The following is a 24,783-nucleotide window of genomic DNA, read 5'->3' as shown; positions in this document are numbered from 1 at the left end:
AGGACGCGACTCAAGGTGCGGGTGCAGTCATTTCCGCTGTCCGTCCCGTGGCCTGTCATACAGAGCAGGCATTTGAGATCGGCCAAAAATGGTTTCCACGCCGACCGCTGGCATGGTAGCTGCTATATAAAGGGTTTCCTATAACTGTTCCAGACTGTTGTTGCGCAAAAATGCCCGTTGCGGCGAATTGATGCGGCATCGATTTTCTGGCCGGTATGCTGGCCAGTTTCGGAGGAAAAATGCGGCTTGTGGCCGACAAACTGAGCGGAGAACGCGGCGGCGAGCTCATTTTTTCCGACCTCGATTTCGTGATTGCCGCAGGTGCTGCGCTCCTCGTCACAGGGCCGAACGGCGCAGGAAAATCGACGCTCCTGCGAATCATCGCCGGACTGCTGGCGCCCCTTTCGGGCAATGTGCGACTGGAGGGCGGCGACGGCTTCCCCGACGTGCAATCCGCTTGTCATTATCTCGGCCACACCAATGCGATGAAGCCCGCGCTGAGCGTGCGCGAAAATCTCGCTTTCTGGCAGGCTTTCAACGGCGAAGCGCGACAGGACATAGATGAAGCGCTGGAAACCGTCGGCCTCGGCGGTACCGACCATCTGCCTTTCGGTTATCTCTCGACCGGCCAGAAGCGGCGGATATCGATTGCCAAACTCCTGGTGAGCTACCGCCCTGTCTGGCTGCTCGACGAGCCGACAGCCGGGCTCGACAAGATTTCGGAGTCCCGGTTCGCTGGGCTGATGCAAGGCCACCTCGGCGAAGGCGGCATCATCGTCGCCGCAACGCACCTGCCGCTCGGACTGGACAACGCGCAGGAGTTGGCGATGGAGGGGCGGGGATGAGCGTAGCATTCACCCCCCTTCGGCACGTTAGTACCCCCCTCTGCCCTGCCGGGCATCTCCCCCTCAAGGGGGGTGATGACACCTTCATCGACGTTCGACACCAATCGCAGACGTTGAAGGATAAGGACCGCAGCTCGTGTCAGCCAATCTCCCCCCTCGAGGGGGAGATGCCCGGCAGGGCAGAGGGGGGTATTCCAGCGCACTCCTCGGACCGAGGAACCAACCAATGACCGCCCTCTTCATCCGCGATTTCCGCCTGGCGTTGCGCGCCGGCGGTGGAGCGCTGGTCGGCATCCTTTTCTTCCTCGCCGTCATCGCCGTGGTGCCCTTCGGCGTCGGGCCGGACCTGGCCCTTCTCTCCCGCATCGGCCCCGCCATGCTGTGGATCGGCGCGCTGCTCGCCGCACTGCTCGGGCTCGACCGGCTGTTCCAGGCCGACCGCGACGACGGCTCGCTCGACCTTCTCGTCATGGCCGCCGACCGGCACATGCTTGGTGTCACAGTGCTCGTCAAATGCTTCGCGCACTGGACCGCCACAGTGCTGCCGCTGGTCCTTGCCGCCCCAATGCTCGGCCTCTTCATGAACATGACACCGCTCGCCATTGGCGCGACAGCGCTCACCCTTCTCGTCGGAACCCCCGCCATCACGCTGATCGGCGCGGTGGGTGCCGCGCTGGCGGTTTCGCTGCCGCGCGGCGGGCTGCTCGTCTCGGTGATCGTGCTGCCGCTGACGATCCCGGTGCTGATCTTCGGGGTATCGGCGGCTTACGGCGCTACGACGGAAAGTGCGCCGTTTCTTGCCCCTTTTCTCATCCTCGCCGCGATTACCCTGTTCTTTGCGGTAATCGGCCCCCTCGCTGCCTCGGCGGCGCTGAAATTCTCAACCGACTGACATACTGCCGATTGATGTACTGATTGACGCATTTTGACAAAGGTGAATTGCCGGATTTGCTCCGTAACGCTATGTAAACAGGGATGACTGATACAGCCGCACAGCCCACCAGATTGCTCGATCTCGCCAACCCGACACGTTTCCTGTCGCTGGCGGGAACGCTTCTGCCGTGGCTTGCCGGGCTGTCTGCGCTGGTACTGGCGGCGGGCCTCTATATGTCGGTCAACGCCCCCGACGACTACCAGCAGGGCATGACCGTCAAGATCATGTTCATCCATGTGCCGTTCGCCTGGCTTTCCATGATGTGCTACACGCTGATGGCGGCCTCTAGCGTCGGCACGCTGGTCTGGCGTCATCCGCTCGCCGATGTATCCGCCAAGGCGGCTGCGCCCATCGGCGCTGCCTTCACGGCGCTTGCGCTGATCACCGGCTCGCTCTGGGGCAAGCCGATGTGGGGCACGTGGTGGGTGTGGGATGCGCGGCTGACCTCCGTCTTCGTGCTTTTCCTGATGTATCTTGGCATCATCGCCTTGTCGCGCGCGCTGGACGACCCGGCGAAATCGGCCAGGGCTGCCGCCGTGCTGACGCTGGTCGGCTTCATCAACATTCCGATCATCAAGTTTTCGGTCGACTGGTGGAACACGCTGCACCAGCCGGCATCGGTGCTGCGCGCCGGCGGCTCGGCCATCGACCCGACGCTGCTCCGGCCGCTTCTGGTGATGGCGCTCGGCTTCACGCTCCTGTTCTTCACGCTGCACATGATGGCGATGCGCAACGAGATCTGGCGCAGGCGCGTCATCGCCATGCGGCGCATGGCGGCGCGGAGAGCGGACGAGAAAGGGGAAGAGGCATGAACCACCTCGCCTTTGTGCTTTCCTCCTATGGAGTCTCGCTCGTCGTTCTCCTTGGTCTTGTTGCGTGGCTGCTGATCGATCAGCGGGCGCAACGGACGGAACTGCAGCGGCTCGAGGCGCAGGGCATTCGCCGACGTTCGCAGAAGGCACAAAAGCCGTGAGCAACAGCGACACGACGCCCGTTGCAGGCCCACGCCGCCGTCTCCTGCTGGCGCTGCTGCCATTGGTGATTTTCATCGCACTGGCGGCGATCTTCACCATTCAGCTCCTGTCGGGACGCGACGAGACCGTCATACCCTCCGCGCTGATCGGCAAGCCCGCGCCCGCCATCACGCTGCCGCCGCTGGAAGGCCTTGTAAGCGATGGCAAGCCGGTGCCGGGCTTCGATCCCGTGTCGTTTTCCGGTCAGGTCACGCTCGTCAATGTCTGGGCGTCATGGTGCGTACCGTGCCGCGCCGAGCATCCGCTCTTGATGCAGCTTGCCGGGGACCAGCGTTTCCGCCTGGTCGGCCTCAACTACAAGGACAGCCCGGAAAACGCCCGCCGCTTCCTCGGCGATCTCGGCAATCCGTTCTCAGCCGTCGGGGCGGATGCGACGGGACGCGCGGCCATCGAATGGGGCGTCTACGGCGTGCCGGAGACTTTCCTCGTCGGGCGTGATGGGAAGATCCTCTACAAGCATGTGGGGCCGTTTGATCCGGTTTCGATTCGCGATGAGTTGATGCCAGCGGTGGAGAAGGCGGTAGCGGAATAGAGCCGGTTCGCTCTTAATGCCATTCATGAAAATGCTGGCGGGACAGTACCCCCTCTGTCCTGCCGGACATCTCCCCCACAAAGGGGGAGATTGGCTGACACGACCCTCCGCCCTCGTCCTGCACCGTCTGCGATTGGTACCAACGCAGATGACGGCTAATCTCCCCCCTTGTGGGGGAGATGCCCGGCAGGGCAGAGGGTGTGTGTTTGCGATTTCATCAAAGCGTAGCCGCTTTAAGGCACCAGCCGCACTGCCCCCCTGGCGGCACTCGTGGCCATGGCCGCATAGGCGCGCAATGCGGTGGTCACCTTGCGCTTGCGTTCTTCCGTCGGCTTCCAGGCAGCCGCGCCCTTCGCCTCCATCGCCTCACGGCGGCGGGCAAGTTCGGCATCGTCCACCGCCAGATGGATTCCGCGGTTGGGGATGTCGATCTCGATGATATCGCCTTCCTCGACCAGGCCGATCGCGCCGCCTTCGGCTGCTTCCGGCGAGACATGGCCGATGGAAAGGCCGGATGAGCCGCCGGAAAAGCGGCCATCGGTGATGAGCGCGCAGGCCTTGCCCAGCCCCTTCGATTTCAGATAGCTGGTGGGATAAAGCATCTCCTGCATGCCGGGTCCGCCGCGCGGCCCTTCATAGCGGATCAGCACGATATCGCCCGGCACAATCTTGCCGTTGAGGATGCCCAGCACCGCCGAATCCTGGCTTTCGAAAATCCGCGCCGGACCGGAGAATTTCAGGATCGAATCATCGACGCCTGCGGTCTTCACGATGCAGCCATCCTCGGCCAGATTGCCGTAGAGCACGGCAAGGCCGCCATCGCGGGAATAGGCGTGCTCGACATCGCGGATGACGCCCGTCTCGCGATCGGTATCGACGGCGTCGAAGCGGCGCTCCTGGCTGAAGGCGACCTGCGTCGGCACGCCGCCCGGTGCGGCACGGAAGAAATCATGCACGGATTGGCTCTGCGTCCGCTTCACGTCCCAGCGATCGAGCGCATGCGCAAGCGACTCCGCGTGGATCGAACCGACCGATGTATCGAGAAGCCCGGCACGGTCGAGTTCGCCCAGGATGCCCATCACGCCGCCTGCATGGTGGACGTCTTCCATGTGCACATTGGCAATGGCCGGAGCGACCTTACAGAGCACGGGAACGCGACGCGACAGGCGGTCGATATCCGACATGGTGAAATCGATCTCGCCCTCATGCGCGGCGGCGAGCAGGTGCAGGACCGTGTTGGTCGAGCCGCCCATGGCGATGTCGAGCGTCATGGCGTTCTCGAACGCGGCGAAATTGGCGATCGAGCGCGGCAATGCGCTTTCGTCATCCTGCTCGTAATAGCGCTTCGCCAGATCGACGATCAGATGGCCCGCCTCGACGAAAAGCCGCTTGCGGTCCGCATGGGTGGCCAGCGTCGAGCCATTGCCCGGCAGCGACAGGCCGAGCGCCTCGGTCAGGCAGTTCATCGAATTGGCGGTGAACATGCCGGAGCAGGAGCCGCAGGTCGGGCAGGCCGAACGCTCGATGGCCTTGACCTCTTCGTCCGAGATACGGTCGTCGGCCGCGGCGACCATGGCGTCGACGAGATCGAGCTTCTTTTCCTTGTCGTCCCAGACGACCTTGCCGGCCTCCATCGGGCCGCCCGAGACGAACACCACGGGGATATTGAGCCTGAGCGCGGCCATCAGCATGCCGGGCGTGATCTTGTCGCAATTGGAGATGCAGACCATGGCGTCGGCGCAGTGCGCATTGACCATGTATTCGACCGAGTCGGCGATGATCTCGCGCGAAGGCAGCGAATAGAGCATGCCGTCATGGCCCATGGCGATGCCGTCATCGACGGCAATCGTATTGAATTCCTTGGCAACGCCGCCGGCGCTCTCGATCTCTCGGGCGACGAGCTGGCCCAGATCCTTCAGATGCACATGACCCGGCACGAACTGGGTGAACGAGTTGACCACCGCGATGATGGGCTTGCCGAAATCCGCATCCTTCATGCCTGTGGCGCGCCATAGGCCGCGCGCTCCGGCCATGTTGCGGCCGTGGGTGGTGGTACGTGAACGATAAGCGGGCATCGTGCAAATCCTTGCCGGAAATAGGTCTCGTTTATGTGTGGCGGCCGGTCTTACCGGAGCAGGCCGGAACGCGCAAAGCGCAAATTGCCCCACAGGCAGCCCTTTTCAAGGGCATGCTCTATCATAATAGCAAGATAAAGCAAAAGGAGGGGCTGTTCGGCGAAATTAAATTTCGAGTGATGACGCGTCGGCCAAAGCCCGATCGATCAGCATATTGGCAATTTTCATGCGCTCGCTGGCGCAGTCGCGCAGAGGTTCCGCCACCCGGTCGGGATGATTGCGCGCAGCAAACCGGCGTCGAACCCGCGCCAGTTCGATAGGCGACATGTCCGGCGACAGCTGCAATTCGCGGGCGATCTCATCCGGGTCAGTGCTCAAAAGTGGCAATTCGCGTTCATTTTCGGGCTCGAAAACAATGAAATCGGAGCGCCGATCGGCCGCATGTGCGCTTGCGAGATGCGCTAGGCCGTCCAGGAAATCGAACGAAAGCGGTCGCAAATTTTCGGGAGCGGCGGCTGGCTGGCGCGTAATTTCGTCAAGAACCGACGCGAAATCCACATGACGATCCTGTGCGGTCTGCCTGCGCGCGTACATCTGCCCCGTTCATCCTCTCCTGATGGAAGATCGAACCTATAGCCGAATTTCTTTCATTTTGGTTCCCTTGGTTCCTGCCATTGCTCCTCAAAAATCAGATCGTCCAGCGGCAGGCGGCTGCGCCAGCCCTTCACCTCGAGCTCCGGCTTCAGGTAGTGCTGGTCGATATAGCCCAGGCAGAGATAGGCAACAATTGCGACATGCGAGGGGATGGAAAGCGCCTGCTGCAGGGCATCGTCATGGACGATGCTGACCCAGCCGACGCCAATACCCTCGGCGCGGGCGGCGAGCAATAGATTCTGCACGGCGCAGACGGTGCTGTAGAGGTCCATCTGCGGATTATGGGTGCGCCCGAGCACCACCTTGCCGCCGCGCGTGCGGTCGCATGTGATGCAGAGATTGACCGGCGCCTTGCGGATGCCCTCGAGCTTGAGCGAGCGGTAAAGCGCCTGCCGGTCGGGCGCAAACATCGCCGCTGCTTCCTCATTCGCCTTGGTGAAAAGCGAATGGATATGCGCGCGGCGGCTTTCATCGCGGATGACGATGAAATTCCACGGCTGCATGAAACCGACGGAAGGCGCGTGATGCGCCGCGTCGAGCAGCCGTTTCAGCACATCGTCTGGAACCGGGCGTGGCAGGAATTCATCGCGCACATCGCGGCGCGTGTAGATCGCCTTGTAAAGCGCGGCGCGCTCTTCGGCGGAGAAGGCCTCGGCTTCGCCGAATGCTTCTGAATTCGATTGATTAAGCATTGTTCAATCCCCAACAATGGCTTCGCCGACCCAATGGGCCGAGCGTTCGGCGCTCCCGCCGCTGTCCACGCGGCACGAGCCATCCTGTCTGGCCGGTCTTCTGACTGAGGATCATCTGGTTCGCGCGCCTTCCCGGGAGGACCCAGTGGCTTCATGCGCGGCCATCACCATTCACAGCGTTGGGCACGTTCCGGTCTCGCACCGGATTTCCGATTCTCCCGCCTTTCGGCGGACACCAGACGATGAGAAGAAGCGCATATTCCTCCGCTACTTGCAAGAGCCGATGCTTGGGCCGAGATTATACGGTGTGATGCATCAGCGCGGTGGCGACGGTGTGGGTGAGCACCGAGGGCGGCGTCGGCTTATGGAAGACAGTCAGTTCCGGATAGCGCTTTGCGAGTTCATCCGGCAGGCCCCCGCCGGTATAGATCACCATGAAGACGTGCCTGTCGGAAAGAGCAGCCACCACAGGCTCGATATCGCCGTCGGGCAGGTTGACATCGAGAATCGCCGCATCGACCTCATTGTCCCTAAGAAGGCTCAAAGCCTGGCGGATGGTGGAGACGGGCCCGACAACTGTTCCGTTCGCATCCTCGATCGTGGCCGCCATATCGAGCGCGACGAAAACCTCGTCCTCGACGACGAGCACCCGTTTGCTCTCCAGATTGTCCATTATACTTACCTAGCCGGCGAAACGACATTCGCCATTTAGTTCGTCCCAACCGATGCGACGCTAATTTTCAGGCGCGCTCGCACAAACAATGCGTACCACGAGCCGAGGTTCCGCAATTGCTCTAATATGAGGTAGTTGTGGTAAATCAATCGTTAAAAAGGATTAATCAAGCAATGAAAGAGGATTGTCAGAAAGCAGTAAAGGTAAGTGTTGTCAACGAGCGAACAATTCCTGATATATTGAGAATGTTTTCATTGATGAACTTTCCGATGTCCTTGTCTTCTTCTATATAGATCTTCATCAGGAGATCGAATTCCCCGCTCGTGGAATAAAGTTCCGAGACGATCTCGCGCTCGAACAGCGCGTCAGCAACCTCATAGGTCTTGCCTGGAGCGCACTGCAACTGCAGAAAAACCGGCTTCATCTCATTCTCCATTTCCGGAACCTGTCGAACAGGCGAACCAAAACACCGTTGCGGCCTTGAAATCAAGGCTCGGGCTTGGCGCGTTTACCACAGCGCGTGATATGTGTCGCAATTAGCAATCAAATTGTCGTCCCGGCGTCAAAGGAGTTGTACCGCCTTCGCGACTGCGATATGATTGGAGCGTTCGCTAGACCATCTGGGAGAGACCGGTAAAATCCGGCGCCGACGGAGCAACCGCCCCGGAAACTCTCAGGCAAAAGGACCAGAATGGTTTTGAACATCTGGAGAGTGGCGTTCTGCATCCTATCCGATGTGGCGCCCACCGAAGGAGAAAAGCCCATCCGTTGACGCCTTCCTGGAGGAGGCTGATCGGAATATAGCGGTTGGAACATAGGTGACGAACACCTGGCCTTCCGCTCCGGGCTAAGCTCTCAGGTTCCGTGACAGATGGGGTTTCGTGTTGCCCGGATGGGCAGCAATGCAGAAACCCGCTGTCGCAAGGAACTGAAGAATGACCCGCATTGCCGTTATCGGAGCTGGTATTACCGGCATTACAACCGCTTATTCGCTCTCCCGCCAGGGCTATGACGTGACCGTCTTCGACCGCAACCGCTATGCGGCGATGGAAACCTCGTTCGCCAATGGCGGACAGCTATCCGTTTCCAATGCCGAGGTCTGGAATAGCTGGTCGACCGTGCTCAAGGGCATCAAGTGGATGTTCCGCAAGGATGCGCCGCTGCTGATGAACCCCATGCCGTCCTGGCATAAATATTCGTGGATGGCCGAGTTCGTGATGAACATCCCCGGCTATGAAAAGAACACCATCGCAACCACAAGGCTGGCAATCGAAGCACGCAAACACCTTTTTGCCATCGCCGAAGAGGAAAAGATCGATTTCGATCTGGAGCGCCGCGGCATCCTCCACATCTATCGCACCAGACAGGGCTACGACCATGCGGCGCGCGTCAACAAATTGCTGGCGGCGGGTGGATTGGAGCGCAATCCCGTTGCTGCCTCCGATATCCGCAAAATCGAACCGGCGCTGACCGGACAGCTCTACGGCGGCTTCTTCACCCCCTCGGATTCCACCGGCGACATTCATAAATTCACCCGCGGCCTGGCGGATGCCTGCCAGCGCCGGGGCGTCACCATCATCACCGACGCCGATGTGCGGCATCTGACGCATGCCGAGGACGGCGTTGCCGTCGAGTGGGCTGAGGTCACACCCGAGGGTGAGGGCGCGAAAACCGAAAAGACGCGTTTTGACGGCATTGTCGTGTGCGCCGGTGTGGGAAGCCGCAAATTCGCCGCGCAACTCGGCGACCGGGTCAACATATATCCGGTGAAGGGCTATTCGATCACCATCAACCTGAACGACCGCCAGAGCCAGGAGGCTGCCCCCTGGGTGAGCCTGCTCGACGACGACGCCAAGATCGTCACGAGCCGCCTCGGCGCGGGCCGCATGCGCGTTGCCGGCACGGCGGAATTCAATGGCGAAAATCGCGATATCCGCTACGACCGCATCAAGCCGCTCGTCGACTGGAGCACCAACCTGTTTCCCGGCATGAACACATCGAGCATCGTTCCCTGGGCCGGCCTGCGCCCGATGATGCCTGATATGCTGCCCCGCGTCGGACCGGGCAAGCGCTCCCGCGTCTTCTACAATACCGGCCACGGCCATCTCGGCTGGACCCTTTCAGCGGCGACGGCGGAAATCGTCGCGGGCCATGTCGCCTCCGCCCTGCCTGTGGAAGGCCGGGCCCGACCGGTTTTCCAGATCGCAGCGGAATAATCGGTGCGCCCTAAGCGGCTTTCCTCAGTAAAAACACTAAAGGCCGGGAATTATTTCCCGGCCTTTTTGCATATGCGTGTCCGAATTGGACAAGGGCGCGTGCAACTATTGAACTTACGGGGTACGGATTCATATATTATGCTTTGCGGTGGCATGTTTTAATTTCCCATGGATATGTCGTCGATTGTCAGGAATGAATATCGTCACGCAATATTGATTGAGAAATGTCTTATTCAGTAAATATCCACATAGGGGGAAGGCACAGTGCCGCACAATTAATGCAAAGTGCAATTATAAGCGATATCTGTGATCCTGTGCCTCATTTCCTACGGCAGTCCACGATGTGTAGTTCCCATTTTACCGGGTATGGAATATCCAGGCCACAGGCTATCTGTGCAGGTTCCCGTGCCGCGGCTCATGGTATTTTCGCGTGTACGAAACGATGACATTCGTCCCATCCGCATTGCTGGCGCTCTTTGCCCTCGTGTTCGGCGGCATCTGGAGCACCTGCAGGATGTCCATGTTCGACCGGAAAGGCGATTTCCTGCTGTTCTACGCGGCGTCGTTCCTGGTTTTCGGCATGGCACTGCTTTCGCAGATCGCGCATCTGCCACCCGATGCGGGATTGAATGCCGTCATTTCAGGCTCGCTATACATCGCTGGTTGCCTGCTTCTGGTGAAGGGCATTCTGGCGAGATCAGGCGAAAGCCTCTCCGTATCGTTTTACGCCAGCGCATTTTTAGCCATCCTCATTCCGCTGTCCTATTTCCAGTATGTCGACAACAATCTGGTCGTTCGGATTTATCTCCTGAATTTCGGGATGGGCGCCATATTCCTGGCCCTCGCTGTGCGAGCCCGTTTCCTCAGGCACGGGACCGTCCCGGACCGCATCCTTTTCTGGCTAGTGATCGCCTTGGCGCTGCATTTCTTCCTGCGCACGCTTTTGACTGTCGGTTCGGTCGAAAATTTGCCCCACGTTGACCCGCTCGACAGTTTCGCCGCGAGCAGCTTCTGGGTTTGGAGCAAGGTCTCCGTTGCCGTCCTCGGCGCTGTCGTCGGCCTTGGGCTGCTTACCGTTTCCGGCGCCGATATCATCATCGCATTACGCGGCGAACGCGATACGGATCCCCTTACCGGCACTTTGAACCGCAGGGGACTGGATACCTATATTTCGCGGCTCCTGGCGAAGGGCAGCCAGACGGCGGTGAGCGTCATCGTCTGCGATCTGGATTATTTCAAGAGCATCAACGACACCTATGGCCATGCCGTGGGGGATGCGGTGCTGGTGGATTGTGCCCGGATACTCATGAAATCAGTCCGTTCCACCGATCTCGTTGCACGTATCGGAGGCGAGGAATTCGTTGTCGTGCTGCCGGGCATGACGGTGGAGAACGCCTATGTCTTCGCCGAGCGCATCCGGAAGGCGATCCAGAACCGGCATTTCGACCAGATGGATCCGAACCAGATCGTTACCTGCAGTCTGGGCGTCACCAAATTTCGCAAGAACGAGGATCTATGGACCGCGGCCAAGCGCGCCGACGAGATACTCTATGCGGCCAAGAAAGCCGGGCGGAACCGCACCTATGCCGAAGGCATCGCCGCCTGATCGCAGGAGACTTTGGCCACCGGGAATTTTCCCCTGATATCTCCTCGCCGATTCTTATTCTGGTCCCATTCGTCGCTGATATAAGCACGGCAATCTTCCGACAAACAGATGTGAAAAATTGAGATGAAGGCTTTGCTCGCCGCACCGTTCGTTCTCGTGTGGATGGTCCTGCCCGGATTGGCAATGGGAAGCTCGGTCACCGCGCAGCTTATGAAACTCGATCCGGCAACACGTCTCGAACAGCGTTGCGATGTGGAGGCAATGGAGCGTATTCGGGCCAATCCCTCCCGGTTTTCGCCCGATAAGGTGCTCGCCTATGCCTTTGCCGAGCCCGTCGTCGGCCCCGATTCCATCCGCGCATCAGGGGCGGCATTTCGCAGTGCCGGCAAATGGTTTCACCTTTCCTTCAACTGCAAGACCTCTCCCGACCATATAAAGGTGCTGTCATTCCAGTTCGCGATCGGCAGCGTCATTCCGGAAAGGGAATGGCCGCAACATTATCTGGTGCCGTGAGTTGAGCAACGACATCGGGCACTCATATTCCAACATGTTGCAACTGCCTTTCCGGACGTCATCATGAAAATCGCGCTTTTTCTCATTCCGATCGCCGTGCCGGTTGTCGCCGCGCTTGCCGGATGCGCGGGGATCAACTACGTCTCGCAAAAATATGCTGGCCAGCCTTCTGTGGAATATCGGGCGAAGGACGGGACCACTTATCGTATCGTAGACAATCGCCGGGAAGAGCGCCTGATGATCGGGCCCAGTATCAGTTCATCGGCGACCGATGGCTTCATCAAGGGACTGTCGCTCGGCTCCGGGATCGGTGCAACGCCGCCGGTCGTCTCCCGCGACGCGGCCGAGGAATATCTGGCGAGCACGGGGCGAAAATGCGAGAGCCGCGACATCACGCTCGTGGTGGATCCGTATTACGAGGTCCGCTATTCATGCAGCAGCACCTTATACAGGCGCGGCCGGACGGAGCCGCTGGCTCAGCCCACCACAACAGGCGCCTTGCCGGGGACCCTGTTATAGAGATCGATGATGTCCTGGTTGATCAGGCGCACGCAGCCTGACGACATCGACTGGCCGATAGACCACCATTCCGGCGAACCATGGATGCGATAGCCGGTATCCACGCCGTCCCTGAAGATATAGAGCGCGCGCGCGCCGAGCGGATTATCCACCCCGCCTTCCATGCCCGTGCGGTACTTGACCAGTTCGGGCTTGCGCTGGATCATTTCCGGCGGCGGCGTCCAGCGCGGCCACATCTTCTTGTACTGGATGTTGGCGCGGCCGGTCCACAGGAAGCCGTCCTTGCCGATGCCGACGCCATAGCGGATCGCATCGCCGCCGGGCTGCACCAGATAGAGGTAGCGGTCCTTGAGGCTGACGACGAGGGTGCCGGGCGCCTCGCCCGTGGGATCGGGAACGATCTGGCGACGAAACTGCTTGGGCACCTTTTGATAGGGGACCGCCGGAAGTGAGAAGGGTCCCTCCTGCACCGCAGCATACATCACGTCGGGTGTCGTCACCGCCTTGTCGACGCTGATCTGCGGGCGAATCGCCCCCGTCGATATGGGGTCGATATTCATCTGGAAGGCAGACATATCCATGGTCTGCGAGCACCCTGTCGCACCAGAAAGCGCTACAGCGCCGGCCCCGAGAAGAAGCGTGCGGCGGTTCAAATGATCTGATTGATTCGACATGGATGTCCCAACGGCCCCAGGAGAAAGCGATGGGGGCGACATTGCGGCATTTATGGTTGATGAAGCGTTAAGCTGCGAACGGCCCGCTATGACATAGAAATCGAATAAAACACCGCGCAATAATGCAGGGCTGCGCCGGTAACGACAAAGCCATGCCAGATCGCGTTCTGGAATCGCAGGCGCTCCCAGACATGGAAAATCACGCCGAGCGAATAGACGATCCCGCCGGCTGCGATGAGCCGAACGACAGTCGGGGAGAGCGATGTGGTCATCGCGTCATAGACCAGGACGCCGCTCCATCCGAGCGCGAGATAGAGAAGGATCGAGAGGCGGTCGAAACGCCCGGGCAGGAACAGCTTCAACAAGATGCCGATGATGGCGATCGTCCAGATCGCCGCCAGCAACGGCCATGATTGCGGGCCCATCTTGATCGTGAAGGGCGTGTAGGTCCCGGCGATCAGCAGATAGATCATCGCATGGTCGAAGCGGCGCAGGAACCATTTCGTCGGCGTCACCGGCCAGATATTATAGATCGCCGAGACGCTGATTGCCGCGACGAGACTTGAGGCATAGACGATCGCCGCAACCGACAGGACAGGCGGATCCGCATTGATGGAAAAAGCAATCAGGATGACGGCGCCGATGACGGCGAAGATCACACCGACGACATGGACGACGCCGTCGGCCCACAATTCGGCGATATCGTAATTCCAGCGAAACTGCCGCGGCAATCTGTCGGCCATCCTAAACTCTCGTCTTTCTCATCATCCATCGCGGATCACGCCCCGGCAATGATAAATCCTATTCCATGAGGAAAGGATAAACGGGAAATTTGTCAATTGGATGTACGGCCCAGCGGTGGCGAAATTGCTGAGTCAGGTGTTTGCGGATTCCGGGCGGATGCGCGCCGTTCCCGCATTCTTCAGATTGAGCATGTTTCCGGCGAGGATGAGTGCGGCGCCGAGCACGGTGATCGTATCGACGCGTTCGGAATAGATAAGCCATCCGGCCAATGCGGTAAGTGGCACGCGCAGGAAATCCATCGGCACTACCACGGTCGCATCGGCGTAAAGCATCGCCCGCGCCATGCAATAATGCGAGAACGTGCCGGCGAAAGCGATGACGAATATCCAGGGCCAGACCTGCGCCGAAGGCCATTGCCAGACCGGAATCGCAGGTATGAGCCCTATCAGCGATTGCACGACCAGCATCCAGAAGATGATCTTGACGACGCTTTCCGTCCGGGTGAGTGATTTGACCATTACCACGGAGATGGCGAAGCCGACTGAGGAGGCAAGCGCATAGAGTTGGCCCGGGTTGATCTCGCCCGCACCTGGCCGCACGATGATGGCGACGCCGATGAGGCCGAGAACAATCGAGGCGTTCTTCCAGATGTTCATTCGCTCGCCGAGAAAGAGAACGGCGAGGATCGCCGTCCAGATCGGCATGGTGAATTCGATGGCGATGAGCTGCGCGAGCGGGATCAGCGTCAGCGCACAGAGCCACAGATATTGCCCGGTATAGTGCACGACGTTTCGGCCGATATGGGCGATGGGCCGCGCGGTCTTCATCGCGGCCAGCCCGCCGCTGGCATGGACCAGCGGGTAGAGCATGACAAAGCCGATGACGGAGCGCATCAGCATCACCTGGAAAACGTCGAGCTCCCGCGTCGTCTCGCGCCCGGCAACCGCCGTGACCAGCATCAGGGAAAGCCAGCCGGCCATCCACAGGGCAGCTTTGAAGATCGAGGGTTGCGGTTTCATGTCCCTCCAATTGCCAAAGCGACAATTGCCCGACAAGTGAAATTCATTGATTGGTCGCAGCCGGAACGCTGATGTTTTCCCGCGGAGCCTGCATCGGCAACGGAATCGCGGCGGACATCGGTGGCTCTGCCGTAAATGCCTGCGGCTTCAGCCCGGTTTCCTCGAGCAGCCCTTTGCGCTTGGCGTCGTAATAATAGCCGCGCGAATAAAGCCGTACGGCCTGCGCCTCATTGCCGCCTGCAACGAGATAAGCGCCCGCCAGATATTTTACGCCGTATTTGAGATTGGTTTCCGCATCGAGCAGACCGCGCGCCGGGCCCGAATATCCCATGACCCGCGCGGTATCATGCCTTATCTGCATCAGGCCCCAAAGTGCGCCGTTGCGCGCCGAGGGGTTGAACCTGCTTTCACGCGCCACGACGCGCCGGACCAGCGCTTCCGGCACCTTGTAGGACGCCGCGTACCCGGCGATCAACGCATCGACGCCGCTCTTGGTTTCGGGCGCGGAAGCCTCTGCTTTCTGGGTCGCGCCGGACTGTGTCAGCTTGTTTTCCGTTGTGGTGCACGCCGACAGGCCAAGCGAGCAGAGTGCGATCGCTGTCAAAAGATTGCGGAGGGAAGACAATGGCGTCTCCTCACACATAAAACAGAACGAAAGACGGATGTAACCGCATCAGGAATCGAAATCGGCTTCGATCTGCTTTTCGAGCGCCACCAGATCGTCCGGCAAGGGCATGCCGTTGGCTTTCAGCTCGTTCAGCTTCCCGCGCAAGGCTTCGCGGATTTCATGCGCATCCTTGGGCTGGTTGACCATTTCCTGGAAAAGAAGCGCGATCTCCGCCTTGATATCTTCGAATGCCATGGAGCTTTCCTCTCATTCTTGGGTTGGTCCTAGCATGTTTGATGGTCCGCGCGAAAGTCGGGATTTTTATGATGCTGCGCGTTCACGGGTGCGGATCGGGAAAACCATGGCGTTCGGAAAGCACGGCAAGAATCGCGTCCTTGTCCGAAACGAAGGCGCGCCCGGCATGGATGCCGGTCTGGTGCACCGATGTCTGTCCATCGGCCAATACCAGCAGGGGAAGCGACTGGTTATCCTCGCCGACCAGGGAAACAACCTCCAGTCTTGGCCGCGGCCATGGAATACGCTCCACATCGAGCCGTTGCGCCAATTGCGGAAAAGATGCCAGCACGCCCTCCATGAGAGCGCAGTGCCAGCAATAGAAGCGCTTGCCGGGATAGGCCGGGTCTTCGAAGCCTGGTTGAAGCAGAAACAGCCGGTCTCGGTTCATATGAGCTCGCAAGGATGTTGAGTTGGAGATCGAGACGCCTGAATATCAGAATATGCTAAAGCAGGCGGGGCAGGAGGATACTGATCTGTTCCACATTGGTTGCGGTGAATGTCAGCGGGTCGATGGCAAGGCCTCCTGTCGGGTCGAGGAGCGCGATGGTCATCCATGCGAGGAGCAGAAGCAGGGCGAACGCCAGCGCCAGCAGGATCGCAAGCCGCTTGCCGAGCGCCGAGGCAGGCAGGAGCTCCGGCGGCCTGTTGTTCAGATCGCCCGCCATATCAATCGTCATTGGTGGCGTTGAGGTCTTCGGGCGGCATGCCTTCTTCCGGCTTGGTTGGGAGATAGCCTTGCTTCAGCAGCCAGTCCCGCAGGATCATGGCGATGGCCTCAGACTTGTTGACGGCACCGTGTTTGCTGGCAATGAAGCGTTCGAGCGCGTCCTGCAGATCTTGGGGAAGATAAGTACTCATCCGCAGCTTTTCCTCCAGAATCGCCCTTCAATGCAATGGAATCATGGCAACAATTATCTGTTACCGCGATTGTTCCATAAAATACCCCATTCCGGCAATCGGGCCAATGTTGATGAGACAGGGCGCGACGCCGTTCTCAGGCGGCCGCTCCAAGCCCACCGGCCGCCTCGATGAAGGCCACGACCTTATCGAGCCCGTCGCGGCGCAGCATGTCGGTGAAGACATAGGGCTTCGCGCCGCGCTGGTGTTTCGTGTCGCTGTCCATCACGTCGAGGTCCGCGCCGACATAAGGCGCGAGGTCCTTCTTGTTGATGATGAGCAGATCGGAACGCGTGATTCCAGGCCCCCCCTTGCGCGGGATCTTCTCGCCCTGGCACACTGAAATCACATAGATCGTCAGGTCGGCCAGATCGGGCGAAAAGGTCGCGGCCAGATTGTCGCCGCCCGATTCGATGAAAACGATATCGAGATCGGGATGGCGCTTGTTCATCTGGGCTATGGCCTGGAGGTTGATCGTCGCATCCTCGCGAATAGCCGTGTGAGGGCAACCGCCGGTCTCGACGCCGACGATCCTGTCCTCGGGCAGGGCCTGCAGCCGGCTGAGGATCAGCGCGTCCTCCTTGGTGTAGATGTCGTTCGTAACCACAGCGATCGAATAGCGCTCGCGCAGCGCCTTGCACAGCATTTCGGTGACCGTCGTTTTGCCTGAGCCGACAGGGCCGCCGATACCGACGCGGAGCGGACCGTTGGATGATTTCATGATCGGAAAACCCTTGAATATTGCGTCTCGTGTTGCATGGCCATGATATCGGACAGGATCGCGGCGGAACCGAGATCGTCGAGCGTCGACCCGGCCGCATGCGCGGCCAGTTCAAGAATCGTGGGTTCGAGCGTGGCGAGCGTCGCCACGCCGTCGCTCTGGCCGAGTGGCACGAGCCTGACGGCGCCCTGGATGAGATTGGAGGCGAAGGCGTGCAGATAGGCGGCGAGTGCCGCCTCGAGCCCGACGCCATGGGCGCCTGCAACCGCCCCGACCGCAACGGGATAGGCGACATCGCCCGTGAGTTGCTGCAGGATCGGGTTCGGCCATGCGGCGGCAGCTTTCAGGAAGGCGCTGCCCTGCAGCATGGTTTCCATGTGTCGCTCACACGATCCGGCCAGCGCTTCGGCAAGCCCCGCGACCTCGTCCGGCGCGCCATCATCGGCCAGCGCCTGCCTGAAGCTTTCGGCAAAAAGCACCGCGTCGTTCCAGCCCGAACCATGGCGGAGAAGATCGGTCAGCCATTCGGCCAGTGTCTCCCGGTTGCAGATCAGCCCGTCATGGATCGCCCGTTCGAGCCCGTGGCTGTAGGAAAAGGCGCCAACGGGAAAGGCGGGCGAGAGCCATGTCAGGAGACGAATCAGCGCCTGGCCGGACGTTGCCTCAGTCATGGTGGTGATGGGCGTGATCGTGGTGGTGTCCATGGCCATGCCCGACATGCTCGTGACCATGGTCATGCGAATGGCCGTGATAAGCCCCGCGCACCGGGTGGAAAGGCTCGGCGATCTCGTTCACCGCCGCGCCAAGTCCCTCCAGCATCGCCTTGATGACGTGGTCGCGCAGGATGACGATACGGCCTTCCTCGATCTGCGCGGCGAGATGCCGGTTACCGAGATGCCAGGCGAGTTCGGTGAGATGCAGCCGGTCGCGCGGGACGATCTCGTAAAGCGCTTCTTCCGCCGCGATGATCTCGACCAGCCGTCCGTCCTCCAGCACCAGCACGTCGCCATGGCGAAACGCGACCGGCTCGGGGAAATCGACGAGCACCTTGTCGCCCTGCGCAAGCGTCAGCACCTTGCGGCGCAGGTGCCGTTCGTCATGCGCAAGTGTGACCGTATCGAAGGGCGTGCCCTGGTAGTGGCCGGCATGGTCGTGGGAAAGGGCGCGGATCATGTTGGTTCACCTTGGGCTGGAGCGATGACCCCGACCGCGCGGACGCGATCGGGGAACTATACCATTCAGGCGGCGACCGCCTCGCCTGCCTTCAGATTGGCAAGGATGTTCTGCGGCGAGGAAACGCCGTAGGGATCGGTTTCGCAATTGTCGGAGAAGCCTTCCTCCTCGAACCATTGTTCCACGATGCCATTGTTGATGACGGCCGCATAGCGCCACGAGCGCATGCCGAAGCCGAGATTGTCCTTGGCCACGAGCATACCGATCTTGCGGGTGAACTCGCCCGATCCATCCGGGATGAGCTTGACGTTCTTCAGGCCCTGCGCCTTGCCCCATGCATTCATGACGAAGGCGTCGTTGACGGAGATGCAGTAGATCTCGTCGATGCCTTCCGCCTTGAACTCCTCGTAGAGCTTCTCGAAATCGGGAAGCTGGAAGGTCGAGCAAGTGGGAGTGAAGGCGCCCGGGAGGGAGAACAGGACGACCCGCTTGCCGCCGAAATAATCGGCCGTCGTCTTGTCTTCCCAACGATAGGGATTCGGGCCCTCGATGCTCTCGTCGCGCACGCGGGTGCGGAAGGTGACATCGGGCACTTTTCTCACGGTCATGGTAGTTCCTTCGTAATCGATAATCGGCCATGCCCGGGGAGGGCGGGCAAGCCTCACTGCTGATACTTGGTTCGGCGTTCGGAGGACGGCGCCGAGGCGCGGCGAATAAACCATGCTGCAACTGCGAAGGAAAGGCTTGGATTGCAAAATCCTCACAGCTTCTAGCCGTGGCGGCTAGAACAGGAAATACCGCTGCGCCATCGGCAGGACAGTCGCCGGCTCACAGGTGAGCAGTTCCCCATCGGCCCGCACCTCGTAGGTCTCGGGGTCGACCTCGATATGCGGCGTAGCTGAATTATGCACCATCGATGCCTTGGAGATGCCGCTGCGCGTATTCTCGACGGCGACCATTTCCTTGTCGACGCCGAGCTTTGCCTTGAGCCCAGCATCGAGCGAGGCGCGGCTGACGAAGGTCACCGAGGATTGGCTCACATTCTTGCCATAGGCGCCGAACATGTAGCGGTAATGCACCGGCTGCGGCGTCGGGATCGAGGCATTGGGATCGCCCATGGGTGCCGCGACGATGGAGCCGCCGAGCAGCACCATGTCGGGCTTGACGCCGAAGAAGGCCGGGTTCCACAACACCAGATCGGCGCGCTTGCCCACTTCGATCGAACCGATATGGGCGGAAATCCCCTGCGCGATGGCGGGATTGATCGTATATTTGGCGATATAGCGCTTCACGCGGAAATTGTCGTTGCCGCTGCCCCTGTCCTCCGGCAACGCGCCGCGCTGCCGCTTCATCTTGTCGGCCGTCTGCCAGGTGCGGATCAGCACTTCGCCGACGCGGCCCATCGCTTGGCTGTCCGAGGAGATGATCGAGAACGCGCCGATATCGTGCAAGATGTCTTCCGCCGCGATCGTTTCCTTGCGGATGCGGCTTTCGGCGAATGCGACATCTTCCGGGATCGACGGCGAGAGATGATGGCAGACCATCAGCATGTCGAGATGCTCGGCGATGGTGTTGCGCGTATAGGGCCGTGTCGGATTGGTCGAGGAGGGGATGACGTTCGGCAGGCCGCATACCTTGATGATATCGGGCGCATGGCCGCCGCCTGCGCCCTCGGTGTGGAAGGCATGGATGGTGCGGCCCTTGAAGGCGGCGACAGTATCCTCGACGAACCCGCTTTCGTTCAGCGTGTCGGTGTGGATCATCACCTGGATGTCATAGGCATCGGCGACCGAAAGGCAGTTGTCTATCGCGGCGGGTGTCGTGCCCCAATCCTCATGCAGCTTCAGCGCGCAGGCGCCGCCCAGCACCATTTCCTCCAGCGCCTTCGGCAGCGAGGCATTGCCCTTGCCGGAAAGGCCGATATTCATAGGGATAGTGTCGAAGGACTGGATCATGCGGCCCAGATGCCATGGGCCGGGGGTGCAGGTAGTCGCCAGCGTGCCGTGCGCCGGGCCCGTCCCGCCGCCGAGCATGGTGGTGACGCCGGACATCAGCGCCTCCTCGATCTGCTGCGGGCAGATGAAGTGGATATGCGCGTCGAAGCCGCCGGCGGTAAGGATCTTGCCTTCGCCGGCGATGGCCTCCGTGCCGGGGCCGACGATGATGGTGACGCCGGGCTGGGTATCGGGGTTGCCGGCCTTGCCGATCGCGGCGATCCGCCCGTCCTTCAGGCCGATATCGGCCTTGTAGATGCCTGATACATCGACAACCAGCGCATTGGTGATGACCGTATCGACAGCGCCGTCGGCCCGCGCCACCTGGCTCTGGCCCATGCCGTCGCGGATCACCTTGCCGCCGCCGAACTTCACCTCCTCGCCATAGACGGTGAAATCCTTCTCCACCTCGATGAAGAGTTCGGTATCGGCGAGCCGCACCTTGTCGCCCGTCGTCGGACCGAACATTTGGGCATAGGCTGATCGTGTAATCCTGGCGGGCATCAACGGCTCCTTGCGTATTGCGGCTCACATCTAGCGGAACCCGCCGGCCTTCTTCCTGCCATGGTATGGCCACGGAAAAACCCGAGGAGTGACCGTCTCAGAACGAATTCATCGTGTGGGGTATGGACGTTACCGAAAGACCGCCGGTCGCTGCGATTTCTCGAGGAAGCGACCGATCCAAATGTCAACGGAAAGGAAACAGCATGCGCAGGATGACGATCAAGATGACTGCCCTGGCGGCGTTCGCTGCACTGCCTCTCGCGACCGCCGCGCAGGCCCAGCAGACACCTCCGGCCGCGCAGGCTCCGGCTGCCACGCCCGCCCCAAGCGAGACCCAGCCCGCAAGCCCCGGCATCAAGCGCGTTGCCATCGTCGATATCAGCGAACTGCCGGCCCCCACACAGGAACAGGTCAATGCCGCGGTCGCCAAGACCGGCGACGAAGACCTCAAGGCCTTGCGCAGTTCCATCGACGCCACGCCACAGATCACCGCCGCGCTGAAGGAAAAGGGCGTGACCTCGGCCCAGGTCATTGCCGCCAATGTGGACAATGACGGAACGCTGACGCTGGTGACCAAGAAGGCGAGCTGACGCCTTCGGTGCAGGTGGCCATCTCCCGCGACCATCGGCCCCGGCGGGGAAATCGCCGCCGCGGCTCAAGATGAAGTCGCTATGGGATATGGTCGATGCAGTCACAGCTTGCCCATGACCTGCTGGCGGAAGCCGTAGACGCTGCGTCCGCCTGAAAGCGGCACCAGCGTCACATCGCGCTCCTGTCCCGGCTCAAAGCGGACGGCAGTGCCGGCCGCGATGTCGAGCCGCATGCCGCGCGCCTTTTCGCGGTCGAAGACGAGGCCTTCATTGGTTTCGAAGAAATGATAGTGCGATCCGACCTGCACGGGCCGGTCGCCCGTATTGGCGACCTTGAGCGTGACGGTCGGCGCACCGGCGTTGAGTTCGATCTCGCCGTTGGCGGTGATGATTTCGCCCGGGATCATGCCTTGTCTCCTGCCGCGCTCATCAGCCAGCTACCGCAAGCCAGAGGCCGGCGAGCGCCGTTGCGCCACCTGCCAGGCGCGCGACGACCCGGCCCATATCGTTGCCAAACAGGCGCGGCAGCCCGAGCCCGATGCCGATGCCGGCGATGTGCAGAAGCACCGTCGCAGCCGCGAAGCCGAGACCATAGGCGGCAGCGCCGGCCGCTCCCATCTCGCCGCCATGGGCATGGCCGTGGAACAGCGCGAAGAAGCCGACCATGGCCATCGCGGCTGATGTCGGAACCCTGAGTGCGATGGCCGCCAAAAGGCCGATGGCTACGACCGAGGCCAAAATGACCGGCTCGACGAAGGGCAGAGGCGCGCCGGCGAGCGCAAAGGCAAAACCAGCACTCATCGTTATGACAAATGCAGCAGGCACCAGCCAGAGTGCGCGTCCACTTACAGCGCCGTGCGTCCACTTGGACGCGCGAAGGACGCTGTAAATATTGAAACTGCGCATCGTGCTTTCCGAAAACCGATTTCGGCTTTCGGGCCCATGCGCCAGAAGGGCTGCCCACAAGCCAACCGCCACCATCGCCAGGATGTGATCGGCGCCGAAAAGCGGATGCGAAAATCCGGCGGCGAAGGAGCCGTGCTCCGCCGGATTGAGATGGGCGAAGGCGGGCGCCGTTCCCATGACGAGCGCCGACACGGCGATAATCCATTTTCTGAACATGAACATTCCTCTTTAAGGCATTTCGGTCCGGTACAGCATGCAATCAGGCCGGCTGACATCCTTCCGGTTTCACGATGCGTTGTGCTGAAGCAGGATATTTCACCAGCATCGCCACTGGCCGGATCGGACGTGCGACGAGATTGCCGCGACAGTTCGGGCAGATGCCTTGCAGGCGGCTGTCGGCGCATTCGGCGCAAAAGGTGCATTCAAAGGTGCACATCATTGCGTCGGAAGCATTCGGAGGCAGATCGCGGTCGCAGCATTCGCAGTTTGGCCTGAGGTCGAGCATGACGGTATTCCTAGCGGATCGGCTGGTGGACGGTGACGAGCTTGGTGCCATCGGGAAAGGTCGCCTCGACCTGCACGTCATGGATCATCTCGGCGATGCCTTCCATGACCTGGTCGCGCGTGATGACATGGGCGCCCGCTTCCATGAGCTCGGCGACGGGGCGTCCGTCGCGCGCGCCCTCGACCACGAAATCTGAGATCAGCGCGATAGCTTCGGGATGGTTGAGCTTGACGCCGCGTTCCAGCCTCTTGCGCGCCACCATCGCCGCCATCGAAATCAAAAGCTTGTCTTTTTCGCGCGGCGTCAGATTCATGTTTCACACCCTGTCTTCATATTGACCACACTTTGGGCAGCTCTGCATTTTTATTGAGCAAACCAATCAGCGGTATCAGCCTTTTCCTGAGAGAATAGGCGTCGTCGTCGACGAGCCGAGCAAGAAGCTTGCCAGACCAGGCCGACACGCCGCCATCTTTGCCGACAATCACGCGCGCGGCGTCGAGAGTGCGCTCGCAATCCTCCGCGACGAGCAGTACGGTGGCGAAGACGCGCTTGCCGCCAAGCAGCGCTGGGCGCGCCAGCATCGCGCCTGCGTCGGGTCCGATGGAAAAGTTTTCTGCGTGTTCCAGTGTCCCACCGCGCCTGATGCGCCAGCAATCGCGAAAGGTTGCGATGTCGATGTCCTCGCCCATCGCCTTGCGGCCGAAAACCACGGCTTCGGCGATCAGCGCCGTCGCCGTCGGGGCAAGGTTGACGGTCAGCGTCCGGTGGAGCGCCGAGCGTTCGAAGAGGATCGTTTCCTGCGGCAGCCAGGCCATCGCCCCTCCCTCTGCCACGTCGATGATCGTGTCCACCGTCGCGGTCGAGCCTTCATTCGCCTTGTAGATCTTCTCGCAGGCCTGCGTTGTCAGGCTTGCGCGGCAATCCTCGCCGAGCGAGAATTGCCAGCCCATCCGGTCTCCGCCGGTCAGCCCGCCCGAAGTGTTGATCATCACCGCCTCGAGATGACCGTCCTGATTCTGCGGAAAGCGCAGTTTTGCCGAACCCTCCTGGAAAAGCCTGTCGATCCGCGTCTTATCGCCGACCTTCTTGAGCGACAGCCGCCCCTCGCCGGAGGCCCGTTGCGGACGGGACTGGGGGGATGTTTCCGCCATGGGCATCATGTCGCTCGCTGGTCTCATTCTTCGGCAATAGCGGCAAATTGGGGCGGAAGCCAGCCGCTAATCCCTGACGACATAATCCGCTGGCCGCGAGGACGAGACGACCAGTTCCGCATTGGGAATATCGTTGGACAGTGCGCGGTTGCGCGCCTCCTCCGGCGTATGGTCGTGGTCGAGCCAGCGCTGGATCAGCCGCCGTTCCAGTTCGGCGAAGGGAACATCGAGGAAGATGGTGAGATCAAACAGCGGATGGAGGCGGCGCCACGGCTCCTGATCGAGCAGCAGATAATTGCCCTCGACGAGCAGGATGCGATGGCGCGCCGCGATCACCGAAGCGCCGGCGCGCGAAAGGTCGAGCGTGCGGTCGAAGGCCGGAATGACGACATCCTCATCCGCCATCCTGAGCCGCTTCAACAGCATCTCGAAACCGGCGCAGTCGAACGTCGGCGGCGAACCCTTGCGGTTTCTTAAATTCCGCTGGTCGAGGATCGCATTGTCGAGGTGAAAGCCATCCATTGGCACAATGGCGGATGGCCCGTCGCCGCCCTTGTTCAAGGCAGCGCGCAGATGCTCCGAAAGCGTCGATTTGCCGGCGCCGGGCGGCCCGGCAATCACGACCAGAAGGCGCGCATTATCCTTCAGCCGCGACAGGATAACCGACGGCAGATCGTCGCGGCTGATACTCTCCATAGTTCCCCTCGA

The 24,783-nt window shown here is 60.8% G+C and carries 33 protein-coding genes, 1 pseudogene and 2 riboswitches; of the genes and pseudogenes, 10 read left to right on the top strand and 24 right to left on the bottom strand.

Annotated features, from left to right (window positions below; genetic code table 11):
- Nucleotides 1-239: 239 nt before the first annotated feature.
- The 5 genes from ccmA (at nt 240) to DUT91_RS05800 (ending at nt 3,345) form a co-directional block, all read left to right on the top strand.
- Nucleotides 240-845 carry a heme ABC exporter ATP-binding protein CcmA gene (gene ccmA / locus DUT91_RS05825; RefSeq protein ID WP_114439411.1) on the top strand — a complete coding sequence of 202 codons (606 nt, stop codon included), beginning with the start codon at nt 240-242 and terminating at the stop codon, nt 843-845.
- 226 nt (nt 846-1,071) lie between these two features.
- The gene (gene ccmB / locus DUT91_RS05815) at nt 1,072-1,737 is read left to right on the top strand and encodes a heme exporter protein CcmB (RefSeq protein ID WP_114439409.1); all 666 of its coding nucleotides are present in this window, start codon (nt 1,072-1,074) and stop codon (nt 1,735-1,737) included.
- Nucleotides 1,738-1,820: 83 nt separating this feature from the next.
- Entirely contained in the window at nt 1,821-2,591 is a 771-nt protein-coding gene (locus DUT91_RS05810) for a heme ABC transporter permease (protein WP_114439408.1), read from the top strand.
- On the top strand, nt 2,588-2,752 hold the full coding sequence (gene ccmD / locus DUT91_RS05805; RefSeq protein ID WP_114439407.1) for a heme exporter protein CcmD: 165 nt from the start codon (nt 2,588-2,590) through the stop codon (nt 2,750-2,752). The genes DUT91_RS05810 and ccmD overlap by 4 nt, the downstream gene beginning before the upstream one ends.
- Nucleotides 2,749-3,345 (top strand): DsbE family thiol:disulfide interchange protein, encoded by a 597-nt coding sequence (locus DUT91_RS05800; RefSeq protein WP_114439406.1) that lies wholly within the window; start codon nt 2,749-2,751, stop codon nt 3,343-3,345. Before ccmD ends, DUT91_RS05800 begins: the two co-directional genes overlap by 4 nt.
- Nucleotides 3,346-3,578: 233 nt before the next feature.
- Here DUT91_RS05800 and ilvD read toward each other — a convergent pair whose 3' ends face one another.
- From ilvD to DUT91_RS05775, 5 genes are all read right to left on the bottom strand, one after another.
- Nucleotides 3,579-5,420, bottom strand: a complete 1,842-nt coding sequence (gene ilvD / locus DUT91_RS05795) for a dihydroxy-acid dehydratase (RefSeq protein WP_114439405.1) — start codon at nt 5,418-5,420, stop codon at nt 3,579-3,581.
- A 165-nt stretch (nt 5,421-5,585) separates the two neighbouring features.
- Nucleotides 5,586-6,014 carry a hypothetical protein gene (locus DUT91_RS05790; protein WP_114439404.1) on the bottom strand — a complete coding sequence of 143 codons (429 nt, stop codon included), beginning with the start codon at nt 6,012-6,014 and terminating at the stop codon, nt 5,586-5,588.
- Between the two features lie 53 nt (nt 6,015-6,067).
- Nucleotides 6,068-6,766 carry a 5,6-dimethylbenzimidazole synthase gene (gene bluB, locus DUT91_RS05785; protein ID WP_114439403.1) on the bottom strand — a complete coding sequence of 233 codons (699 nt, stop codon included), beginning with the start codon at nt 6,764-6,766 and terminating at the stop codon, nt 6,068-6,070.
- Nucleotides 6,767-6,839: 73 nt separating this feature from the next.
- A riboswitch (cobalamin riboswitch) is annotated at nt 6,840-7,019 on the bottom strand.
- 45 nt (nt 7,020-7,064) lie between these two features.
- Nucleotides 7,065-7,439 carry a response regulator gene (locus DUT91_RS05780; protein ID WP_114439402.1) on the bottom strand — a complete coding sequence of 125 codons (375 nt, stop codon included), beginning with the start codon at nt 7,437-7,439 and terminating at the stop codon, nt 7,065-7,067.
- A 187-nt stretch (nt 7,440-7,626) separates the two neighbouring features.
- Nucleotides 7,627-7,863 (bottom strand): Lrp/AsnC ligand binding domain-containing protein, encoded by a 237-nt coding sequence (locus tag DUT91_RS05775; RefSeq protein ID WP_114439401.1) that lies wholly within the window; start codon nt 7,861-7,863, stop codon nt 7,627-7,629.
- A gap of 187 nt (nt 7,864-8,050) precedes the next feature.
- Nucleotides 8,051-8,138: riboswitch (glycine riboswitch) on the top strand.
- A 236-nt stretch (nt 8,139-8,374) separates the two neighbouring features.
- Here DUT91_RS05775 and DUT91_RS05770 point away from each other — a divergent pair.
- The 4 genes from DUT91_RS05770 to DUT91_RS05755 all read left to right on the top strand — a co-directional run bounded on the left by DUT91_RS05770 (nt 8,375) and on the right by DUT91_RS05755 (nt 12,293).
- Nucleotides 8,375-9,655, top strand: a complete 1,281-nt coding sequence (locus tag DUT91_RS05770) for a D-amino acid dehydrogenase (protein ID WP_114439400.1) — start codon at nt 8,375-8,377, stop codon at nt 9,653-9,655.
- A 442-nt stretch (nt 9,656-10,097) separates the two neighbouring features.
- Entirely contained in the window at nt 10,098-11,261 is a 1,164-nt protein-coding gene (locus DUT91_RS05765) for a GGDEF domain-containing protein (RefSeq protein ID WP_114439399.1), read from the top strand.
- A 123-nt stretch (nt 11,262-11,384) separates the two neighbouring features.
- Nucleotides 11,385-11,774 (top strand): DUF930 domain-containing protein, encoded by a 390-nt coding sequence (locus DUT91_RS05760; RefSeq protein WP_114439398.1) that lies wholly within the window; start codon nt 11,385-11,387, stop codon nt 11,772-11,774.
- 63 nt (nt 11,775-11,837) lie between these two features.
- Entirely contained in the window at nt 11,838-12,293 is a 456-nt protein-coding gene (locus DUT91_RS05755) for a hypothetical protein (RefSeq protein WP_114439397.1), read from the top strand.
- Here DUT91_RS05755 and DUT91_RS05750 read toward each other — a convergent pair.
- The 13 genes and pseudogenes from DUT91_RS05750 to ureC all read right to left on the bottom strand — a co-directional run bounded on the left by DUT91_RS05750 (nt 12,251) and on the right by ureC (nt 20,923).
- Nucleotides 12,251-12,967, bottom strand: a complete 717-nt coding sequence (locus DUT91_RS05750) for a L,D-transpeptidase (protein WP_114439396.1) — start codon at nt 12,965-12,967, stop codon at nt 12,251-12,253. The two genes, DUT91_RS05755 and DUT91_RS05750, sit on opposite strands and share 43 nt — an antisense overlap.
- Nucleotides 12,968-13,053: 86 nt before the next feature.
- On the bottom strand, nt 13,054-13,710 hold the full coding sequence (gene trhA, locus DUT91_RS05745; protein ID WP_114439395.1) for a PAQR family membrane homeostasis protein TrhA: 657 nt from the start codon (nt 13,708-13,710) through the stop codon (nt 13,054-13,056).
- Nucleotides 13,711-13,842: 132 nt separating this feature from the next.
- Nucleotides 13,843-14,730, bottom strand: coding sequence for a DMT family transporter (locus tag DUT91_RS05740; protein WP_114439394.1), 888 nt, complete (start codon nt 14,728-14,730; stop codon nt 13,843-13,845).
- A 43-nt stretch (nt 14,731-14,773) separates the two neighbouring features.
- Nucleotides 14,774-15,217: pseudogene (locus DUT91_RS05735) on the bottom strand (transglycosylase SLT domain-containing protein); the annotation flags it as partial.
- Nucleotides 15,218-15,403: 186 nt separating this feature from the next.
- Nucleotides 15,404-15,592 (bottom strand): hypothetical protein, encoded by a 189-nt coding sequence (locus DUT91_RS05730; protein WP_114439392.1) that lies wholly within the window; start codon nt 15,590-15,592, stop codon nt 15,404-15,406.
- Nucleotides 15,593-15,674: 82 nt separating this feature from the next.
- Nucleotides 15,675-16,022 carry a DUF3088 domain-containing protein gene (locus tag DUT91_RS05725; protein WP_114439391.1) on the bottom strand — a complete coding sequence of 116 codons (348 nt, stop codon included), beginning with the start codon at nt 16,020-16,022 and terminating at the stop codon, nt 15,675-15,677.
- Nucleotides 16,023-16,077: 55 nt separating this feature from the next.
- Entirely contained in the window at nt 16,078-16,299 is a 222-nt protein-coding gene (locus DUT91_RS05720; protein ID WP_147272159.1) for a hypothetical protein, read from the bottom strand.
- A gap of 1 nt (nt 16,300) precedes the next feature.
- Nucleotides 16,301-16,492, bottom strand: a complete 192-nt coding sequence (locus tag DUT91_RS05715; protein ID WP_114439389.1) for a ribbon-helix-helix domain-containing protein — start codon at nt 16,490-16,492, stop codon at nt 16,301-16,303.
- Between the two features lie 136 nt (nt 16,493-16,628).
- A complete protein-coding gene (gene ureG / locus DUT91_RS05710) occupies nt 16,629-17,252 on the bottom strand; it encodes an urease accessory protein UreG (protein ID WP_114439388.1) in 624 nt (207 codons plus the stop codon).
- Entirely contained in the window at nt 17,249-17,983 is a 735-nt protein-coding gene (locus DUT91_RS05705; RefSeq protein ID WP_114439387.1) for an urease accessory protein UreF, read from the bottom strand. The genes ureG and DUT91_RS05705 overlap by 4 nt, the downstream gene beginning before the upstream one ends.
- Nucleotides 17,916-18,425 carry an urease accessory protein UreE gene (locus DUT91_RS05700; RefSeq protein ID WP_114439386.1) on the bottom strand — a complete coding sequence of 170 codons (510 nt, stop codon included), beginning with the start codon at nt 18,423-18,425 and terminating at the stop codon, nt 17,916-17,918. The genes DUT91_RS05705 and DUT91_RS05700 overlap by 68 nt, the downstream gene beginning before the upstream one ends.
- 65 nt (nt 18,426-18,490) lie before the next feature.
- Nucleotides 18,491-19,033 carry a peroxiredoxin gene (locus tag DUT91_RS05695; protein ID WP_114439385.1) on the bottom strand — a complete coding sequence of 181 codons (543 nt, stop codon included), beginning with the start codon at nt 19,031-19,033 and terminating at the stop codon, nt 18,491-18,493.
- A gap of 174 nt (nt 19,034-19,207) precedes the next feature.
- Nucleotides 19,208-20,923 (bottom strand): urease subunit alpha, encoded by a 1,716-nt coding sequence (gene ureC, locus DUT91_RS05690; protein ID WP_114439384.1) that lies wholly within the window; start codon nt 20,921-20,923, stop codon nt 19,208-19,210.
- Between the two features lie 203 nt (nt 20,924-21,126).
- Here ureC and DUT91_RS05685 point away from each other — a divergent pair, with 203 nt between their 5' ends.
- On the top strand, nt 21,127-21,513 hold the full coding sequence (locus DUT91_RS05685; protein WP_114439383.1) for a hypothetical protein: 387 nt from the start codon (nt 21,127-21,129) through the stop codon (nt 21,511-21,513).
- Nucleotides 21,514-21,614: 101 nt separating this feature from the next.
- On the opposite strand, the gene DUT91_RS05680 is transcribed toward DUT91_RS05685, so the two are convergent.
- From DUT91_RS05680 to DUT91_RS05655, 6 genes are all read right to left on the bottom strand, one after another.
- The gene (locus DUT91_RS05680) at nt 21,615-21,920 is read right to left on the bottom strand and encodes an urease subunit beta (RefSeq protein ID WP_114439382.1); all 306 of its coding nucleotides are present in this window, start codon (nt 21,918-21,920) and stop codon (nt 21,615-21,617) included.
- A gap of 22 nt (nt 21,921-21,942) precedes the next feature.
- Nucleotides 21,943-22,635: a HupE/UreJ family protein gene (locus DUT91_RS05675; RefSeq protein WP_114439663.1), complete on the bottom strand. Its 693-nt coding sequence runs from the start codon at nt 22,633-22,635 to the stop codon at nt 21,943-21,945.
- A 43-nt stretch (nt 22,636-22,678) separates the two neighbouring features.
- On the bottom strand, nt 22,679-22,924 hold the full coding sequence (locus DUT91_RS05670) for a DUF1272 domain-containing protein (RefSeq protein WP_114439381.1): 246 nt from the start codon (nt 22,922-22,924) through the stop codon (nt 22,679-22,681).
- A gap of 10 nt (nt 22,925-22,934) precedes the next feature.
- Nucleotides 22,935-23,237: an urease subunit gamma gene (locus tag DUT91_RS05665; protein WP_114439380.1), complete on the bottom strand. Its 303-nt coding sequence runs from the start codon at nt 23,235-23,237 to the stop codon at nt 22,935-22,937.
- 16 nt (nt 23,238-23,253) lie between these two features.
- Nucleotides 23,254-24,075, bottom strand: a complete 822-nt coding sequence (locus DUT91_RS05660) for an urease accessory protein UreD (RefSeq protein WP_245419566.1) — start codon at nt 24,073-24,075, stop codon at nt 23,254-23,256.
- Nucleotides 24,076-24,141: 66 nt separating this feature from the next.
- Nucleotides 24,142-24,771, bottom strand: coding sequence for a nucleoside/nucleotide kinase family protein (locus DUT91_RS05655; protein ID WP_114439378.1), 630 nt, complete (start codon nt 24,769-24,771; stop codon nt 24,142-24,144).
- Between the last annotated feature and the right edge of the window lie 12 nt (nt 24,772-24,783).

Origin of the sequence: Paramesorhizobium salinisoli, from assembly GCF_003335045.1 — a bacterium.
Taxonomy (GTDB): Bacteria; Pseudomonadota; Alphaproteobacteria; order Rhizobiales; family Rhizobiaceae; genus Paramesorhizobium; species Paramesorhizobium salinisoli.
This window is presented reverse-complemented; position numbering and strand designations above follow the sequence as displayed.

Excerpts from the sequence above, each read along its gene's own strand:
- ccmB (WP_114439409.1), top strand. The coding sequence starts at position 1,072 with ATGACCGCCCTCTTCATCCGCGATTTCCGCCTGGCGTTGCGCGCCGGC.
- DUT91_RS05760 (WP_114439398.1), top strand. The coding sequence starts at position 11,385 with ATGAAGGCTTTGCTCGCCGCACCGTTCGTTCTCGTGTGGATGGTCCTG.
- DUT91_RS05765 (WP_114439399.1), top strand. The coding sequence starts at position 10,098 with ATGACATTCGTCCCATCCGCATTGCTGGCGCTCTTTGCCCTCGTGTTC.
- trhA (WP_114439395.1), bottom strand. The coding sequence starts at position 13,710 with ATGGCCGACAGATTGCCGCGGCAGTTTCGCTGGAATTACGATATCGCC.
- ccmA (WP_114439411.1), top strand. The coding sequence starts at position 240 with ATGCGGCTTGTGGCCGACAAACTGAGCGGAGAACGCGGCGGCGAGCTC.
- ccmD (WP_114439407.1), top strand. The coding sequence starts at position 2,588 with ATGAACCACCTCGCCTTTGTGCTTTCCTCCTATGGAGTCTCGCTCGTC.
- DUT91_RS05725 (WP_114439391.1), bottom strand. The coding sequence starts at position 16,022 with ATGAACCGAGACCGGCTGTTTCTGCTTCAACCAGGCTTCGAAGACCCG.
- DUT91_RS05770 (WP_114439400.1), top strand. The coding sequence starts at position 8,375 with ATGACCCGCATTGCCGTTATCGGAGCTGGTATTACCGGCATTACAACC.
- DUT91_RS05755 (WP_114439397.1), top strand. The coding sequence starts at position 11,838 with ATGAAAATCGCGCTTTTTCTCATTCCGATCGCCGTGCCGGTTGTCGCC.
- DUT91_RS05680 (WP_114439382.1), bottom strand. The coding sequence starts at position 21,920 with ATGATCCCGGGCGAAATCATCACCGCCAACGGCGAGATCGAACTCAAC.
- DUT91_RS05660 (WP_245419566.1), bottom strand. The coding sequence starts at position 24,075 with ATGGCGGAAACATCCCCCCAGTCCCGTCCGCAACGGGCCTCCGGCGAG.
- bluB (WP_114439403.1), bottom strand. The coding sequence starts at position 6,766 with ATGCTTAATCAATCGAATTCAGAAGCATTCGGCGAAGCCGAGGCCTTC.
- DUT91_RS05675 (WP_114439663.1), bottom strand. The coding sequence starts at position 22,635 with ATGTTCAGAAAATGGATTATCGCCGTGTCGGCGCTCGTCATGGGAACG.
- DUT91_RS05750 (WP_114439396.1), bottom strand. The coding sequence starts at position 12,967 with ATGTCGAATCAATCAGATCATTTGAACCGCCGCACGCTTCTTCTCGGG.
- ilvD (WP_114439405.1), bottom strand. The coding sequence starts at position 5,420 with ATGCCCGCTTATCGTTCACGTACCACCACCCACGGCCGCAACATGGCC.
- DUT91_RS05705 (WP_114439387.1), bottom strand. The coding sequence starts at position 17,983 with ATGGTCACGAGCATGTCGGGCATGGCCATGGACACCACCACGATCACG.
- DUT91_RS05810 (WP_114439408.1), top strand. The coding sequence starts at position 1,821 with ATGACTGATACAGCCGCACAGCCCACCAGATTGCTCGATCTCGCCAAC.
- DUT91_RS05775 (WP_114439401.1), bottom strand. The coding sequence starts at position 7,863 with ATGAAGCCGGTTTTTCTGCAGTTGCAGTGCGCTCCAGGCAAGACCTAT.
- ureC (WP_114439384.1), bottom strand. The coding sequence starts at position 20,923 with ATGCCCGCCAGGATTACACGATCAGCCTATGCCCAAATGTTCGGTCCG.
- DUT91_RS05655 (WP_114439378.1), bottom strand. The coding sequence starts at position 24,771 with ATGGAGAGTATCAGCCGCGACGATCTGCCGTCGGTTATCCTGTCGCGG.
- DUT91_RS05685 (WP_114439383.1), top strand. The coding sequence starts at position 21,127 with ATGCGCAGGATGACGATCAAGATGACTGCCCTGGCGGCGTTCGCTGCA.
- DUT91_RS05720 (WP_147272159.1), bottom strand. The coding sequence starts at position 16,299 with ATGGCGGGCGATCTGAACAACAGGCCGCCGGAGCTCCTGCCTGCCTCG.
- DUT91_RS05730 (WP_114439392.1), bottom strand. The coding sequence starts at position 15,592 with ATGGCATTCGAAGATATCAAGGCGGAGATCGCGCTTCTTTTCCAGGAA.
- DUT91_RS05740 (WP_114439394.1), bottom strand. The coding sequence starts at position 14,730 with ATGAAACCGCAACCCTCGATCTTCAAAGCTGCCCTGTGGATGGCCGGC.
- DUT91_RS05695 (WP_114439385.1), bottom strand. The coding sequence starts at position 19,033 with ATGACCGTGAGAAAAGTGCCCGATGTCACCTTCCGCACCCGCGTGCGC.
- DUT91_RS05670 (WP_114439381.1), bottom strand. The coding sequence starts at position 22,924 with ATGCTCGACCTCAGGCCAAACTGCGAATGCTGCGACCGCGATCTGCCT.
- DUT91_RS05700 (WP_114439386.1), bottom strand. The coding sequence starts at position 18,425 with ATGATCCGCGCCCTTTCCCACGACCATGCCGGCCACTACCAGGGCACG.
- DUT91_RS05780 (WP_114439402.1), bottom strand. The coding sequence starts at position 7,439 with ATGGACAATCTGGAGAGCAAACGGGTGCTCGTCGTCGAGGACGAGGTT.
- DUT91_RS05715 (WP_114439389.1), bottom strand. The coding sequence starts at position 16,492 with ATGAGTACTTATCTTCCCCAAGATCTGCAGGACGCGCTCGAACGCTTC.
- ureG (WP_114439388.1), bottom strand. The coding sequence starts at position 17,252 with ATGAAATCATCCAACGGTCCGCTCCGCGTCGGTATCGGCGGCCCTGTC.
- DUT91_RS05790 (WP_114439404.1), bottom strand. The coding sequence starts at position 6,014 with ATGTACGCGCGCAGGCAGACCGCACAGGATCGTCATGTGGATTTCGCG.
- DUT91_RS05665 (WP_114439380.1), bottom strand. The coding sequence starts at position 23,237 with ATGAATCTGACGCCGCGCGAAAAAGACAAGCTTTTGATTTCGATGGCG.